Origin of the sequence: Mucilaginibacter sp. KACC 22063 (assembly GCF_028736115.1) — a bacterium.
GTDB lineage: Bacteria > Bacteroidota > Bacteroidia > Sphingobacteriales > Sphingobacteriaceae > Mucilaginibacter.
In genome coordinates, this window is sequence record NZ_CP117877.1 from 3,412,120 (window position 1) to 3,428,201 (window position 16,082).

Annotated in this window: 12 protein-coding genes; 5 read left to right on the forward strand and 7 right to left on the reverse strand. The window is 42.6% G+C overall.

All coding sequences use genetic code 11. The annotated features are described in order from the left end of the window. Positions 1–83: 83 nt before the first annotated feature. From PQ461_RS14720 to PQ461_RS14730, 3 genes are all read left to right on the forward strand, one after another. The gene (locus PQ461_RS14720; RefSeq protein WP_274206288.1) at positions 84–1,823 is read left to right on the forward strand and encodes a thiamine pyrophosphate-dependent enzyme; all 1,740 of its coding nucleotides are present in this window, start codon (positions 84–86) and stop codon (positions 1,821–1,823) included. A 6-nt stretch (positions 1,824–1,829) separates the two neighbouring features. Further along, positions 1,830–2,621 (forward strand): alpha/beta hydrolase, encoded by a 792-nt coding sequence (locus PQ461_RS14725; RefSeq protein WP_274206289.1) that lies wholly within the window; start codon positions 1,830–1,832, stop codon positions 2,619–2,621. Positions 2,622–2,701: 80 nt separating this feature from the next. Then, a complete protein-coding gene (locus PQ461_RS14730; RefSeq protein WP_274206290.1) occupies positions 2,702–2,893 on the forward strand; it encodes a cold-shock protein in 192 nt (63 codons plus the stop codon). Positions 2,894–2,998: 105 nt separating this feature from the next. Here the strand turns inward: PQ461_RS14730 and PQ461_RS14735 are convergent, their stop codons facing one another. Next, positions 2,999–4,054, reverse strand: coding sequence for a PAS domain-containing sensor histidine kinase (locus tag PQ461_RS14735; RefSeq protein ID WP_274206291.1), 1,056 nt, complete (start codon positions 4,052–4,054; stop codon positions 2,999–3,001). Positions 4,055–4,318: 264 nt separating this feature from the next. Here PQ461_RS14735 and PQ461_RS14740 point away from each other — a divergent pair, with 264 nt between their 5' ends. Next, complete coding sequence (locus PQ461_RS14740; protein ID WP_274206292.1) at positions 4,319–5,203, forward strand: diacylglycerol/lipid kinase family protein; 885 nt, start codon at positions 4,319–4,321, stop codon at positions 5,201–5,203. Further along, a complete protein-coding gene (locus tag PQ461_RS14745) occupies positions 5,200–5,739 on the forward strand; it encodes a dual specificity protein phosphatase family protein (RefSeq protein WP_274206293.1) in 540 nt (179 codons plus the stop codon). The genes PQ461_RS14740 and PQ461_RS14745 overlap by 4 nt, the downstream gene beginning before the upstream one ends. Here the strand turns inward: PQ461_RS14745 and PQ461_RS14750 are convergent. The 6 genes from PQ461_RS14750 to PQ461_RS14775 form a co-directional block, all read right to left on the reverse strand. Beyond that, positions 5,734–6,843: an FAD-dependent monooxygenase gene (locus PQ461_RS14750; protein ID WP_274206294.1), complete on the reverse strand. Its 1,110-nt coding sequence runs from the start codon at positions 6,841–6,843 to the stop codon at positions 5,734–5,736. The genes PQ461_RS14745 and PQ461_RS14750 overlap by 6 nt on opposite strands. After that, positions 6,821–8,908, reverse strand: coding sequence for a LodA/GoxA family CTQ-dependent oxidase (locus PQ461_RS14755; protein ID WP_274206295.1), 2,088 nt, complete (start codon positions 8,906–8,908; stop codon positions 6,821–6,823). The genes PQ461_RS14750 and PQ461_RS14755 overlap by 23 nt, the downstream gene beginning before the upstream one ends. Before the next feature lie 137 nt (positions 8,909–9,045). Next, complete coding sequence (locus PQ461_RS14760) at positions 9,046–10,821, reverse strand: FAD-binding oxidoreductase (RefSeq protein WP_274206296.1); 1,776 nt, start codon at positions 10,819–10,821, stop codon at positions 9,046–9,048. A gap of 195 nt (positions 10,822–11,016) precedes the next feature. Then, the gene (locus tag PQ461_RS14765; RefSeq protein ID WP_274206297.1) at positions 11,017–12,576 is read right to left on the reverse strand and encodes a hypothetical protein; all 1,560 of its coding nucleotides are present in this window, start codon (positions 12,574–12,576) and stop codon (positions 11,017–11,019) included. 92 nt (positions 12,577–12,668) lie between these two features. Beyond that, a complete protein-coding gene (locus PQ461_RS14770) occupies positions 12,669–15,134 on the reverse strand; it encodes a TonB-dependent receptor domain-containing protein (RefSeq protein ID WP_274206298.1) in 2,466 nt (821 codons plus the stop codon). Positions 15,135–15,210: 76 nt separating this feature from the next. Further along, on the reverse strand, positions 15,211–16,035 hold the full coding sequence (locus tag PQ461_RS14775) for an AraC family transcriptional regulator (RefSeq protein ID WP_274206299.1): 825 nt from the start codon (positions 16,033–16,035) through the stop codon (positions 15,211–15,213). Positions 16,036–16,082: the final 47 nt, after the last annotated feature.

Below are 16,082 nucleotides of genomic sequence, written 5' to 3' on the forward strand. Positions count from 1 at the left end.
GTCAGTCGCAATAAGATTAATAATCAATGCTTTAGAACTTAGCCTAAAGTTTGCTTGTTATACAGTAACTAAACGTAAACATTATGTCGAAAAAAGTAGCCGAGCAATTAGTTGACATGTTGGTAAATGCGGGTATCAAACGTATATATGCAGTTACCGGCGACAGCTTAAATGAATTAAACGATGCCGTAAGAAGAAACGACAGCATTCAGTGGGTCCATGTAAGACATGAGGAGGCAGGAGCCTATGCCGCAGCCGCCGAAGCAGAACTTGGAGGTTTGGCATGCTGCGCCGGTAGCAGCGGCCCGGGCCACGTCCATTTAATTAATGGGTTGTATGATGCCCACAGGTCTAATGTTCCGGTGCTGGCCATCGCATCCACCTGCGCAACCGTTGAATTTGGAAGCGCTTACTTCCAGGAAACTAACGTAATAAAGCTTTTTGACGATTGCAGCCATTACAACCAGATTGCCGCTACTCCTGCACAGCTTCCGCGAATGACACAGGCGGCTATTCAGCATGCCGTACAACGTAAAGGCGTTGCCATTTTAGGCCTTCCCGGCGATGTAAGCGCAATGGATGCCGTTGAAAATATATCAGCCGATAAAAACTACTTTTCAAAAGCGCTTATCCGCCCTAATGACGAGGATATAGCCCAAATGGCATCCCTGATTAATAAGTATCATAAAATCAGCATCTATTGCGGTATAGGTGCAGCTGAAGCGCACGACGAGGTAGTTAAACTATCTCAATTAATAAATGCCCCGGTAGGCTACTCTTTCCGTGGCAAAATGGGTATCCAGTACGATAACCCTAACGAAGTTGGCATGACAGGCTTGTTGGGTTTACCTTCTGCCTATCATAGCATGCACGAAAGTGACCTGATCGTTCTTTTAGGTACCGACTTCCCCTATGTGCCTTTTATGCCGACTGATAAAAAGATCATACAGGTGGATCTGCAGCCTGAACGATTGGGCCGTCGTGCAAAATTAGATTTAGGCCTGCATGGTGACATCAAAACTACTTTGACAGCCTTGCTCCCGCTTATTAATAACAAAGAGGATGATAGCTTTTTAAAGGCACAATTGCATCTGTACGATAAGGTAAAAGAACACCTGAATATCTATGTAAAAGACAAGGGCAGTAAAAATGCGATACAACCCGAAGCCGCTGCTGCTTGTCTTGACAAGTTAGCTGCCGACGATGCCATTTTTACGGTTGATACTGGTATGTGCTGCGTTTGGGGTGCGCGATATATCCGCGCTACAGGCAAACGAGCTATGCTGGGTTCTTTTAGTCATGGCTCAATGGCTAATGCAATGCCACACGCTATTGGGGCAGCTTTTTCATGTCCAGGCCGCCAGGTGATTGCTATGTGCGGCGATGGCGGTATCTCTATGTTATTGGGCGATCTGGCTACCATAAAACAATATAAGCTACCCATCAAGATCATTGTATTCAACAACCGCTCTTTAGGGATGGTAAAATTGGAAATGCAGGTGAGCGGATTGCCTGACGCTGAGACCGACATGGAAAACCCGGATTTTGCCATGATAGCACAGGCTATGGGCATTAAAGGGATGACCATAACAGATCCTGAAGAGCTGGAAAGTGGTTTGCAACAAGCCCTTGATTATGACGGCCCGGTTCTGGTAAACGTTTTCACTAATCCGAATGCATTGGCGATGCCACCAAAAATAGAGTTTGACATGATTAAAGGCATGACCCTATCTATGACTAAACTAATGCTTGGCGGTAATTTTGAAGAGGTATTGAATACAGTGAAATCAAGCTACAAACACCTCGGCGAAATAATTGACTAATTAGAAATGGAAAACCAGCTGACCGTTATAAAAGATATTGAATACAAAGAAGGGCTGAACCTTGATGTATATTCTGGTAAAAATAACAAAGGCGCAATTATAGATATCCATGGCGGCGGCTGGTTTCACGGCGATAAAAGTAAAGACGAAGATCTGGCTACCCTGCTTGCAAAAGAAGGCTACTTAGTTATTGTCCCAAATTATCGCCTTACACCCACAGTGGTTTATCCGGCTGCCCGTGAGGATATCATCGCTTCTTTAAACTGGCTGAGAGAATCACAATATGATTTCGACAAAGGAAAGATTGCCGTCTGGGGAAGTTCTGCCGGTGGAAACCTCGCAATAGAACTGGCATTGGTGTGTGGTATACCGGCGGTCAGTTGGTCGGGTATCATTGACATTGAAGGTTTTATTTTAGAAACCGATGGCAATGCAGATGAAACAAAAGACACGATTGACTTTGCAAGTACGCCCAGTGCTAACATTAATCAGGGCGGAAGAAATGATGCTTTTTTAAGATGGTGCATTTATCAGCTGATTGGAAACGACAGAAGCATGCTGAAAGAAGCCAGTCCGCTGACACGTGTAAGTGCACAAAGCGGGCAGATTTATATTGCCAATTCAATGGACGAGTTTGTGCCGACAGAAGGAGCGCTTAAACTACAACAAGCATTATTGGATAAAGGCGTGCCTACAACAGTTCAGTTTGTACCGGGCACTTTACATGGCAAGGGTTATTTATCACAGGTAATGCAAAGCTCGCTGGAATTTTTAGAGAATATTTTCAACCGGACTTAAAATAAAGTTAACATTTTTTACCTAAAGTGAAAATATATCAATATAATTATGTACCTTGCATACTTATTAAAAACAATACAATGCAACAAGGAACAGTAAAATTCTTTAATGAAGCCAAAGGTTTCGGTTTTATTACACCTAATAATGGTGGAAGCGAAATCTTCGTTCATTCAACTGGTCTGATTGACAACATCCGTGAAAACGATGAAGTTAGTTTTGACGTAGAGTCAGGACGTAAAGGTCCTAACGCCGTAAATGTAAAAATAGCTTAATAAAATACCCTATATAACATTTTAAAGCATCCTTCGGGGTGCTTTTTTTGTTTCAGGAAAACAACTCTAATCACAGATTACAGTGGCGCAAATTGCGTCAGAGGCTTATATCCCTTGCGGTTCTCTGATCTTTATGATAAACGATGTCCCTTTTCCTGGTTCGCTGCTTTGAATACCAATATCGCCGCCAAGGCTATTTAAATGGTTACGCACAAGATACAATCCGATACCCTTACTATCGGTAACGGTGTGAAAACGACGGTTAAACTGAAATACCTGCTCCCCTACCTTATTCATATCAAAGCCCCGTCCATTATCAGTATAAATTATTTCAGTAAAAGTTTCACAATGGCGGCTGCTTACACTTATTATAGGGTACTTGCCAGGTAGTGTGTATTTAATACTATTGGTAATCAGGTTTAAAAAGATGCTGTCCAGGTATGATGAATTAAACCATACATCAGCAGCACCTGAAAAATTGCAGGAAATAGACGTACCCGAGTCTGCTATTAAGGATTGCAAACTGGAAATTATGCGATTTAATGACTCTTTTAAGCTAAGCTTTTCTAATTGTGCATCTTTTTTACGCTTTTCTATGAGCATATCCAAAAAGCTGTCGAGCTTGTACCTCAATTCATTGGCAGTTGCCGAGATCAGGCCGATATCGGGTTGCTCTTCAAGCATTAATAACAGCTGAAGATTGCCTATTGGCGCACGCAGGTCATGAGCAAGTGAGTATGCCACATTCTGCATCTCTGCAATTTGATCTGTTAATGCTTTCAGCAGGTGATTACGGTCTTCCTCCTGCCTTTTACGATAGGTGATATTTTTGGCAACTGCAAATACAAGTTCTTTTTCAGGAACAGATACTGATGTCCAGGCCAACCAAACCACCTCTCCGGATTTTGTCATGTACCTGTTTTCAAAATTATAAAGCGGTAAAGTTTGATGCAACCTGTTCCGGTGCATAGAAGTAATATCCCTGTCATCAGGAAAAATAAAAGAATCTATGGGGATAGCCTTCAATTCTTCGAGCGAATAACCCAGCGTATCAGTAACCGCACTGTTAACATTCTTAAAATAACCGTCAAAACCAGCTATACAAAAAAGGTCACGGGATGAATAGAAAAAATGTTCGAAGTCTGCTAAAGAAAAAGTCATTGGGAGCGGCTATAACGTGAATAATAAACTACTTAACCATGCAAATTGCGGGATGTTTGCATAAATGAAGGCTTTTAGAATAATGAAAAAACTGTTTGGGAACACATAACAGATGCCGCAAATTAAAAATTATCCGCAACAGTAAAAGCAATAACTCAAACACAAGAAGTAAACTTTTAAGTCATTTAAAGTTAACCTATTATTAAATTATAATATTAAAAAGCTATTAAACAAGAAATCTGTTATTCAATAAATTACTCACTTGTGGAACAAAAACATATACATTTTATCATCAATGAATCAAGCGACAGTGAAAATGTTGAAAGCATTATTGATGAATTATTTGAGCAACATAGCCTAAGCTACCATGTAAGCAGGCTTAAAAACCATGCTGATATTGCAGCATTGGCTCAACAGATGAAAGCAAGCCGTATGGTTGCCGTTTACGGAGGAGATGGAACGGTGACCGAGGTAGCCAAGGTACTGATAGGAACAGAAGTGCCGCTGGCCATTATTCCCGGTGGCACAGCCAATGTGTTATCAAAAGAATTGCAAATACCGCAGGACACCATTTCGGCAATTAAAATGCTTGCGGAAGATAGTTTCCAGATAAAAAATATGGATACCGGACTGGTGAATGGCACATCTTTCTTATTAAGAGTTAATCTTGGTATTATGGCTGACATGATCACCGATGTTAACCCTACAGTGAAGGAACATGCAGGCCAGTTAGCTTATGGACTGTCGGCAATAAAAGCTGTCAGCAATGCAGAACCACATACTTATCAATTGATAATTGATGGTGAAGCCATGGAGGTATCAGCAGTTTCATTAACAGTCACAAATTCAGGCCATATGGGTATAGGAAATTTACAAATGCATCCCGGGATAAGCGTAACTGACGGTTTATTAGATCTTGTACTGCTAAAAAATGCAGATGTATTAACCCTTGTAAAAGCAGCAGGCAGCAGTTTAATGGACAAGGAAACAGAGGCGGTAAATCATTACCCGCTTAAAAAGATCAATATCAAAATGTCGCAACCCGAGAGTTATATCTGTGATGATTGCGAAGCTAATGCGGATGAACTGACGATTGAAGTTGTACCATCATCATTAAGAGTAGTTGTACCCTTAACTCATAATGAATGATAGCAAAAATAAAAAGCTGGGTTTTACTGCTGGTTATTTTCTGGCAGAAGATATGGGATAATGTTTACCGATTTTTTAATGGCTTGCCAACATTAAAACGCAGCCAGATTACTGCTGATCTTTTTTTAGGCAGCCAATATAACCTTGTAGGCCTGCAAAAGTTAAAGGCAATGGGCGTTACCGGTATCGTTAATATGCGCATGAACCCTATATATAAAGAATCGCAATATGAAGGTTTCCATTACCTGCATCTGCCTACGGTTGATAACACCCCACCACCGCTTGATGTATTAATAAAAGGGGCAGATTTCATGACTAATGAAATAAAAAACGGCGGCAAGGTATATGTACATTGCAGGCAAGGCCTTGGCAGGGGGCCAACTATGGCCATTGCCTACCTCATCAGCACAGGTATTACCTATGAGGACGCTTACAGCCAGGTAAAAAAAGTACGCACCTTTATTAATCCCCGGCCGGGACAAATCAGCCGGTTAAAAGAACTTGAACATTACTACGGCAACGTACACAGCTTATAAGCTATGGGCTTCTTTCCAGAACATGGACTGCGGCCATCGCTGCTCGCTAAGGTAAATTTGTGACCGTGCTTTAAGGTATTGTTCAAATATCGAAGTAAGATGCTGCTCGTATGCGGTTAATGCAGTTCTATCATTCTCTTTAATTAATTGCTCAATTGCATCAGCCGCTTCATTGGCTGTATATATGGTGTTGGTAATACCATGAGAAGATAAGGGATCAAAACTGATGGCAGCATCGCCTACAGCAAGCCAGGCGGAACCTGTTAACCTCTGTGCTTTTGAAGAGTTGGCATTATAACCCTTTACAGGGCAATTGGCCGCTGGTTCGATAAAATCTTTAAGATACTTAGTATCCTTTAGCATCAAAGGCCAGTTCTGATAGTTTTTCAACTGTTGCTGTGCACCGCTTTTCTTGTTGCAAAACAAGGTCATCACATTATTTTGCTCATTAAGCGTCGATACGATACCCCACCCATCTTCGAAAGATTCAATGTACACCGAATGGCGAAGCACCTGATGTTTAATGTATGGCAAATGGCAGCTAAATGCATTCAGGCTGTCTGCATCTACAGAAGGAATCCCCAATTTAGCAAGTATGCTTCGGTTTCGGCCCGTGGCATCAACTATCATGTGGCAGTTACACTGTTTCTGCCGATCATGCTCTGCCCATTCCACTGTAATTACCTCGCCTTTGGTTATTGAAATATTTTGTGTGAAAGGCACCAGGCGATGGGCCTGCATCGCCAGCAAACTGCTTTTAATTGCCTGCTTATCAATTTTAAGTCCATACTGGTAAGGCCTGTGAAAATAAAAGTTATTATCAGCAACCTTATCGCTACCCCAAAGCGAATGATAGCCGTTTGTTTTTTGTAACGCTGTACGCTCAAACAATGAAAGCAGACCTGTTTTATTTAATAAAGGAATTGCAGAAGGCGGCAGTGTTTCCGCCAGGGCAGGCTGATCTGTCATTTTGCCCTGGCGGTTAAGCACTATATGCGATATGCCTTTACGGTCAAGAAGCAGCGATAACGTTAATGCGGCTATACCGTTGCCTGCAATAACTACCGTTGCTTCCATCGGCTTAGTCGTCGGTACCCTTTCCATTAAATGCTACGTAAACTGTTTCTGGTATGCCATCTACTCTCGGGCTTACTTTACGCCCCGCTACCATACCTATTTTTTTCCACTGGTATACCATGCTTATTAAGCCATTCATATAACCACCTTCCGCATGATAGCCCTCAAAACCGGTATTAGTAGTTTGCAGCCAGGGCAAGCGGCCGGCAAAAATATTACGTTTAGTATCAGGCAGTATATTCGGATCAAGGATTTTGAGGTAACTGGCTTCGGGCAGCACGTGTACAGGTAAGTTAGCCGCCCACCACGCTGGCACAGGATACTGTTTTTCTATAAATACAGCCTGACAGCTGCCTGCATCAGATTGCCATGGTATCCCCATCCACTTGGTAAGGTCGCCCGGAGTAATTTTCCATAACCAGTGTTTTCCACCAGTAGTATCCATTGTTTTACGTATGTCTTCAGAATCCATCTGAAAGCCAAAGTCGTTGAAGAATATCTCTTTCTGTTCCGCTGGTGTGGCCGCATTAATACGAATTTCCCTAAGTCCGAACAGCCCTTCTTTGGCAGCTACTTTTTCAAATATTTCCTTATTCTCTGCATAGATAAGGTTATGACGCATAGGCCAGGTAAGCTCTACGCCCGGATGAAAACCGCCGCCATAAAGAGTCTCCAGTACAGCCCGCGTCATCAGCAATGGCTTTTTTGACGGATCAGTGGCAGCTTCCAGAAATTTCTGGCGGTAATATTCGCCTAATTCGTCAATATCGTTAAACGTTATACCCTCTCCAACCGGAGCAAAATCGCCATCTTTCCATTGCCTCATTTTATCATACAAAAGCGGGGGTATAGCAAACCATTGAGCCGGACTACCTGGATAATTGATACCATCACCGGGATAATATGGCAGTTTCAATTCGTCAAGCCCACTGCCCCGGTTAGAAATACTTGTAGTAGAACTGCTTGGAATAACGGGTTCATTGTTGTAAGGATAGGCCGGATCACGGAAAAGATTAAACACCTGCTCACGTACGGGCTTTGCCTCGGGTGTATTCTGATAAAGGTATTTAAATTTACCATCAGCCGTCAGCTTATCTACAGTTTCTTTGAATGATGGTGCAAGAAAATCTCCAAGGTTGACCCATTGCATGCGGTAAAGGCGATACATTAGCGGGAATACAAGGCTGAATTCAGACTGAAATTCATCTTCAGATGCTCCGCTGATAATATCATACATTGTTGATATGGGATTGATCTGCGGTGCATAATCAGGCGGAGCAGTGGTAACCCATGCCGCCGAATTAGCATCTGTTAACTCGTAAGTAGCGCCATCTGCCTTAGAGGTAATTACTGCCGTAATACGACCATCGCAAATGTCATCGTACCAGTTTGAATTATCGGCAAAATCGGTATTAAGATCAGAGGGGTTCAGTGCTGCCGAAATACCATCTGCCGCATAAAAGATCAGCGTTCCGTTATCATATTCAACCGTACCCAGATTTACTGTTTTATCAGTTGTATCAATACTGGCAGCAAGTTTACTAACCCCGCCTTTTTTAAAAGGGAACTCACCTTCTAAAACCTGCCGGTTGTTCACCTCATCAACTGTTACGGCATCGGGCCGGTTTACCAGCTCTTTACGGTAATCATAACCACCCGGCATACGGATACTCATATCAAGCACGTTAGGGTTACGCTGGGTAGCACCAATGCCCGGAGCTATTTTATTTATTGCAAATTCAGGACTGAGATTCCTGTTTTCTGATATAATAGAGAGATCGAGACTATTATTAAAATCATACCAGAACGGTTTTTTGTTGGCTACTTCGGCAGTCCATTTAATGGTGTATTGTGCCGGATCAACCTGTTTAAACGGCCGGCCGCTCTCATCACATTCATAAATATAAAAACGCTGCGCCTGTTTTCTGATCTGGCCTGTTTCAGTCAGATAATTTTCATCAGTTTTGTAAAGGTTTTCCCAGGGAATATCCGGGCTGAAAGTGACCTGATCCTGCTGCGCCGGGCCATTTCCAAGACGAGCTACACCGATTGAAGGATATATCCTAAACCGGGGATTGATTTGATTTGCCATTGTGCTTGTATTTAGGTTAATAGAATATTGGTTTTACAGTTATCGCTGCATCGCAGCTAAGTGATCATAAAAACGATATGTTGTAAGGCTGACAGAATTATTTCTCCTTACTAACTTACATCTGTTACTAATCGCTTTTATATAATTGTTTTACGGCTGCTCAGCATATTTTCAGGATCCTGAACATATTTTTCCTTGATCTCTTTTAAATGGTCGTAACTGTCCTGAAAATAAACACGGGTAGGTACACTATCATCTTTGAAGCTGATAAAAGAACCGTAGGTACCTGGAATATCATAATTACGGCATACTTCCAGCCAGTCCATAGCACGGTTAACATAAGGCTGTACAGCCGGATTAATTATGCCATTGTTATTCCACCACGCCTGGTATTGAATGGTATAATAGCATTGCTTATACGGCATAGCGCTGCCCTGTGGATAAACGTTGGCCTGGTAGTCGTAATTTTTATAATATTCGCCGGTAATTGCACCCAGTGTAAAATAGGTGGTCATCCCCTGCTTTGTTCCTTCGTCGTATAACAGATTTGATTCCAGACTTTCTATTAATTTCTCCCTGCGATTTTTTGCAACCTGCTCGTCATCCGTTACAGTGGCCAGCCTTGACGTAATTTTATGTGGTGCCGGTTTATCAATTTCGGGTGGTATAGCCTGAAAGTGCAAAGGTAAAGCCGAAGTATCGTATTTACTTTCGAGGTCATCATTTTTATGATTACCTGTATCCCATTTTATAATCCTGTCCCAAGCCGAAAATGGGCTCCATTCCCGCTGCGTCTGATCAGGAATTGCGGTAAGCTTACCCGTTACGCCCGAAGTAACGTTATTGGATAATACAGCCTCTATTTTATCCTCAAATGATACGGTATAATCAAGATATTCTGACTTAGGAAACCAGTCTGTATCAATAATCTTATTAAGGTTATCTTCAAATTCTTTTTGGCTGGCAAATTGCGCTTTGCTCCCCATGTAATAGCCATAGAAATACGTATCATGTTTTGAGTTTTCTACCGGTGTTTTATCCTCATCATCTTTATGCTTGGCTACTATCTTTAAGTTAGTACCCAAAAGATCCGGATTTTCGCCATATTGTATGAGTTGTTCCCATCTTTGTAAAAGCTTTACAGCCGGTGGGATATTAGGGCTTATGGTATGATCCCAGGCTACTGTAAACTTAGTAGTGTAATCTGGCAGTGTGAAGGTCTTGTAAATAAGTTCGGTAACAACCCCATAACTCATACCGCCGCCGCCTCTTAAAGCCCATAACAACTTGCGGTCTTCATCATTAAGGTCTTCAACAGGAGTTCCATCGTATTCAGGTATCAGTTTGTTATCGATAATTTTTTTGATGGTTCCGTCACCTAATACAATGGTCACCCCGGCAAGGCTCTCACAGCCCATGCCCTTTTGCCGTGTCCATGGCCCCCATCCGCCGCCAAACGTGAAGCCGGCTATCCGTACCGAATAACAGGTACCGTGCGGCAAGCCCACATTTTTCTTATTCATGGCTTTGATCAGGTCAATGAACATAATGCCCGGCTGTATTACAGCGTAGTTTTTCTCAGCATCTATGGTTACATTTTTCATTTCGGACAGATCAATAACAACTGCATCTGTACCAGAGCATTCACCTTCGTGATCATGCCCACCCGAACGTACCCTTAAATCGCCTTTATAATGCCATTCTCTGAGGCACTTTATTACCGCTGATACCTGTTCCGGGTTGGTACAAAATACCATAGCCGTAGGGCGAAACTGGTAATAAGTGTTGAAGATCTGCCTCTTATCATTATACTTCTTATTTGTTTTCGGCGAATCAAAAAGTATTTCAGGCATGTTGTTTTTGGGGAGGCGTTCTTGCAACATCCCAATAACGCTTTGGATAGCAACTTCCATAAGATTTGTTTTGTAATAAGGTTTACTTAAAGTACCGTAAAATTTAAAACAAAAGCAAATCAGAAACTATGTTTTTATCATGAATGATAAGCCCAACACTGACATCGTTTTCTGTGCTGCGTCAATATTTCAGGTACGTTTTAAATACTTCTTATTAAGAGCCAGTTGTGTCTGCACACTCTTACTAAGTTATTGCTACTCTTTTTTAACAATATCGCTGTTAACTTCAATTTCGTTTAATAAGCCGGGAGAATTAACAGCTCCTGAAAAGCTTTTTTCGGGCGCGGCAGCAGAGATTTTACCAAGGTCTGCATCTGTCTGGTCTAACTCCCGGAATAGTTTATTTAACTGAATAAGGTGAGAGTTGAAAAACTTTACCTTGTTATTGTATGCGTTGATACGTTGATTATTAGCTATAGCGGTGACCTGACGCGAAGTATCCGCCGGCAATACCGAATATGGGGAAAGATTATTAACGGTAGTGCGAATGGGCAATAATGAAGGTGCTGGCTCCTTATCGTCAAGCGCCTGCAGGGTAAGCACCTGCGGATCGGGGTTGTAAGCTACCAGACTTTTATATTCGTCCAGTATATCGTTACTGATACGGCGTTCGGTTGCCTGGTCTTCGGCTATAATATTTCTCTTTACATTACTTTTGAATCCGTTAAACAGCAGCGATGTAAAGTCATGGGCTTTGGTGCGCAATACAGCCCCCTGCACAGAATAATAATTGCTGAGCGTTTTAGTTTTGGCATACATCACCCCCAGGTTGGTACTGAAAACCTGTAATGGAGAAGCGAGCGACAGATCGGTTTCGTTGCCAAAATTATAAAACTGCCGCCCATAAATTTCCAGGTCATCAATACGCTCATAGGATGAAAGGAAATAGAGGCGGTAACGCTGGTATTCTTTATCGGGGTTATCTATCTGTGCATAACAGTTTTGCAAAAAATCCTGAAATGATTTATCATTAAATATCTGATAAATATTGGCCTGCGCAGTGGGTTTCCAGCGCACAAGCGAGATACGGGCCTTAAACTCCAGTTCGGCAGTACTATTTACCCGTAATGAATCAAACATTTTAGCAACAAAGTAAGCCACCTGCGCATTGGCCATGCCCCGCTTATCTTTATCTACCATAGCTTGCAGGCTGTCCTGTATGGTCAGGTAGTTCTCGCTGTTATTCCAAAAAGACGGCTCAAGGGGCGGCAGCAACAACCGGTTTGTTTTAACGTCGACAAAAACAAAAGTACCCAAAGGATAAACGTTCTGAAAATTCTTTTCGAGCATGGACAGGCTGCTCATCGATGTGGAATCCAGCCTCAACAAAAAGTTAAGTACTTTATTATGTTCCAATTTTACACTTAATCCTTCCAGCGATTCAAAGCTGGTATTGGTTTTTTCAGGTACAATGATCTGGATGTTCTGAACCGTACTTTTTTGTTTATCTAAGGTTGCAAAATCGCGCCGGATGGTAATTGAGGTTTGATCCTCGCTGTCCTGTCCGTAAAAAGCGATGGTATCGCCTTTTCTTATTGATAGCTCTTTCTCTTTAACCTGACCAGGATCCAGATTAAACAATGGCTTTACGCGCACTTCGCCGGCATGCTGGTTGATGCGGTAAAATACGGCCACCTTATTTTTTCCGGGGTTAGTGATACGAAATTTAAAACCTGTTGCCATTGATACAAATGGCAACATAACGCAGCCAAGCAAAACAAGCAGGCTTATGCGATAAATTGCATGAATTTTCATAGGGGTATTTCTCACTAAACGGTAAAAGCAAAAAAATAGTTTGCGAACAAATTCATTACATCATTTTGATGCCGCTCACTATTTATTTATCCTTAAAACTCTTTATCACCAAACTCGCTATTGGGCAGTTTTAGCTTACTGGTCAGTTTGTTCAGGTTAAAGCTAAAATTTACCATTATCACGTTAGTTTCATAGATGTAGTTAGTAGTAGTATAAAAGTCAGGTCCCGAGGTGGTAATACGCTGCCGGTTAGATTGGTGCCAGCCCAGATCTATATTTTGCCATTGCAGCATAGCAGCAAAACGACCGTTCATAAACGTTTTCTTTAGCGAGGTATTGGGCACCAGGAAGCGCGAATCTTCACCTTGTGCTGTAGGCCTGCGCGACAAGTAATTCACATTTCCCTGAAGGTTCCAGGTAGTACCAAGCTTGAAGTTGGTGTTAGCATTAACGGAATATACCCAATTGCTATTGGACACATAAGAGTTTACGCCTACAATGTTGAGCGTACCATTGATCTTGTAATTATAAACGTTAGCACCCAGGTACAGGCTCCACCATTTAAGCGGCTGCAAATTCACTCCTGCTTCCAATCCTATAGACCGTGCGCGGTCTGCATTCGTGTACACCCGGTTTAAAATGGTATCGGCATATACACTGTTTACCCGCTGAATGGGGTTCTTTACGTTCTGGTAATACAGCGTTGTAAAGAATGAACCTTTATGGAGCATTCTGATCAATCCTAACTCTGCCAGATCCACAAACTCCGGCTTCAGATCAGGGTCGCCTTGCTCTAACGTTTCAGAATGCTCCCTCTCGGGAATAGGATTCAGTTCAAAGTTGGTAGTGCGCTGCACCCGTTTACTATAACCGGCTTTAGCCTGCCAACCCTCGTTAAAAGTATACAGCAAATTAGCTGACGGGAACAGATTAGACAAATTAAGTTGGTGCGGCACCGGATCATAAGATAAATTTACGGTACGGGCGGCGTATTCATATCGCAAACCTGCCGTGTATTCAAGCTTATTTTGCTTACCTGAATATTGTGTATAAACCGAATTGATCTGATTCTTTGCCCTGGCGCCACCCCTGAAACGGTCAGCATCCGGCTGTGATATGGTAGGCGTAACAACATAACCGAATTGCCCGTCCTGTGTATCATACCTGAACTGATAACCGCTTTCCAGTTTGCCCTTACCGATAATGGCTGCATAATCTAATTTAAACCGGTAACCGTTAATAGGATTCTTGTAAGGGTTATATACGTATTGTATGGTATCTACTATGTTAGGATACTGCAGGTTCCGGTTCTTAGTGTCACCATACAGGTTTGCATGCTCGTACAAAAAGGATGTGGTCAGTGTTGATTTGTTACTAAAGGTATGCGTGTAATCTAAATTGCCTAATGAGAAGTCCCCTTCTTTGGTTTGCAGGTTAGAGTTGAAATAGGTGGTGCTTTTGAGAATCTTCCCTGTTGTCAGATCGGCCGTGCTGTTATTATACAGCAGGTCGGCCAGGCGCGATTGAAAACGGTGCCCGATAAACAAACCAGCCGAAAAGGAGTTGCTCGCATCGGCCGTGAAATTTGCAGAAAACCGGCCTGCATAATTATATTTATCAAAGCTCCGCTCGCCATTGGAAGGGAAACGGGTAATGGTATTGTTGGTGAAGTTTTTGGTGTAGGCGTCGCCCTCCCGGTAGCCAGCTACATCTGTCCGAAGGTAATTGCCACTGGCCGACAGGTCCCATTTACCTTTACGGTAATTCAATGTCAGATCGCCGCCAAAGCGTTTCGGCTTTTCTTTATTGCCATAATCGCCCGTACTGGGCAACCCGCCCTGGGCGTTCGCAGCCAAGGTAAATCCATCATTCGCTCCTTTTTTAGTGATGATGTTAATGATACCGGCTTTCCCATCCGGGTCATACTTTGCCGAAGGAGACGTGATCACTTCTATATTTTGCAAACTATTGGCAGGCAATTGGCTCAATACCGTTTGCGCATCAGTGAATACCGGCTTGCCATTCACCAGTACCAGAAAGCCGGTAGAACCGCGCACACTGATATCACCCTCACCGTTAACCGTAACCGAAGGCAGATTTCTCAATACGTCAATAGCTGTACCGCCGCGGGCGCTTTCAAACTGATCGGCCCGGTAAGTTTGTTTATCAATCTTATTTAGAGCATTGTCGCGCTGGCCGGTTATCTTCACTTCGCTGAGCAGCTTTTGACTGCGCGAAAGCCATATCGTACCGGCATTAACCTGGCTGTTAGCTGTCAGGTTAAAAGTTTGCGTACGTTTAGTATGATAACCTATAAAAGCTACTTTGATCACATACGCACCCGCAGCCAGTTTTGAAAACACAAAAGAGCCATTGGATTTAGTCAGTACCCCTGCAACAACAGACGAATCGCTGGCTTTAAGTAAGGCGATACTGGCATATTCAACCGGTTGTTTAGTCTGTTCATCAGCCACTATGCCGGCAACGGAAGCATTTTGGGCAAATAATGATTTAGATGATAAGAGAATTATAAAAAGGATAAACGTAATGTTTTTCATGAAAATAATGCCGCGACACAAAAATACTTTGCACCGGCTTTACTCACATTGTACAATACTTCTGAACGATTGTAGATTACCCTTTTGTTACAGCCATCTCACGGTAGGCACCAGGGGTTAGATTAGTGTTTTGTTTAAAAAACTTAATGAAATGCGGCGAATCGGTAAAGCCAAGGTCAGTAGCTATTTCGTGTACGGATTTGCCAGTGGCACTCAGCAACAGTTTAGCTTCCAGCAAAATTCGCTCATTAATAACTACGGCAGGGGTTTTATACACCGCTTTTTTACAGGTCTCATTTAAAACAGCCGTAGTGACATGCAGACGCTCTGCATAAAATCCCAGTTCACGCGTTTGAGCAAAATGATCGTTAACTAACCGTTTATACTGCTGAAAAAGATGATCGGCACCGTTAAATATCGGTTTGCCGGTTTTTGACAACTGCCGTAATTTAGCGATTAGTAAATGCAGATAGGCCCTGTAGGTTCCAGTATCAGGAGCAGCGGACTTGAACTCGTTATACAATAAGTTTACCAAATCAAATAGCGGATGATCTGCCGCAGACAGCGCTATCTGAGCCGGAAACCTGAAAAGGATCTCTATATCCTCCTTTAATAATAACTCTTCCCTGAAAAGTATTACGAATCCCTTTGGCAAAGAAGAGAAGTTCCAGCAATGGGTTTGGCCCGGGCGCAGATAGTAGGCTACCGGGGATATCACCTCAAACTGATGACCGTCAATTTCGTGAAAGCCCGAACCCTGGTTGAGCAGGATGAGTTCATGATAATTGGCATGCCGGTGAGGCCGGGTTGGTTTAATGACCTCTTTCATCAAACTAACCTTTATCTCCAGGTCGGCTTCCATTTTATCCTTAACCGGAATATTATTGGTTATTGCCAGCATACTTATTATCAGCAGCTAAAGTTAACAGAAAAAGGCGGTTGAACAGA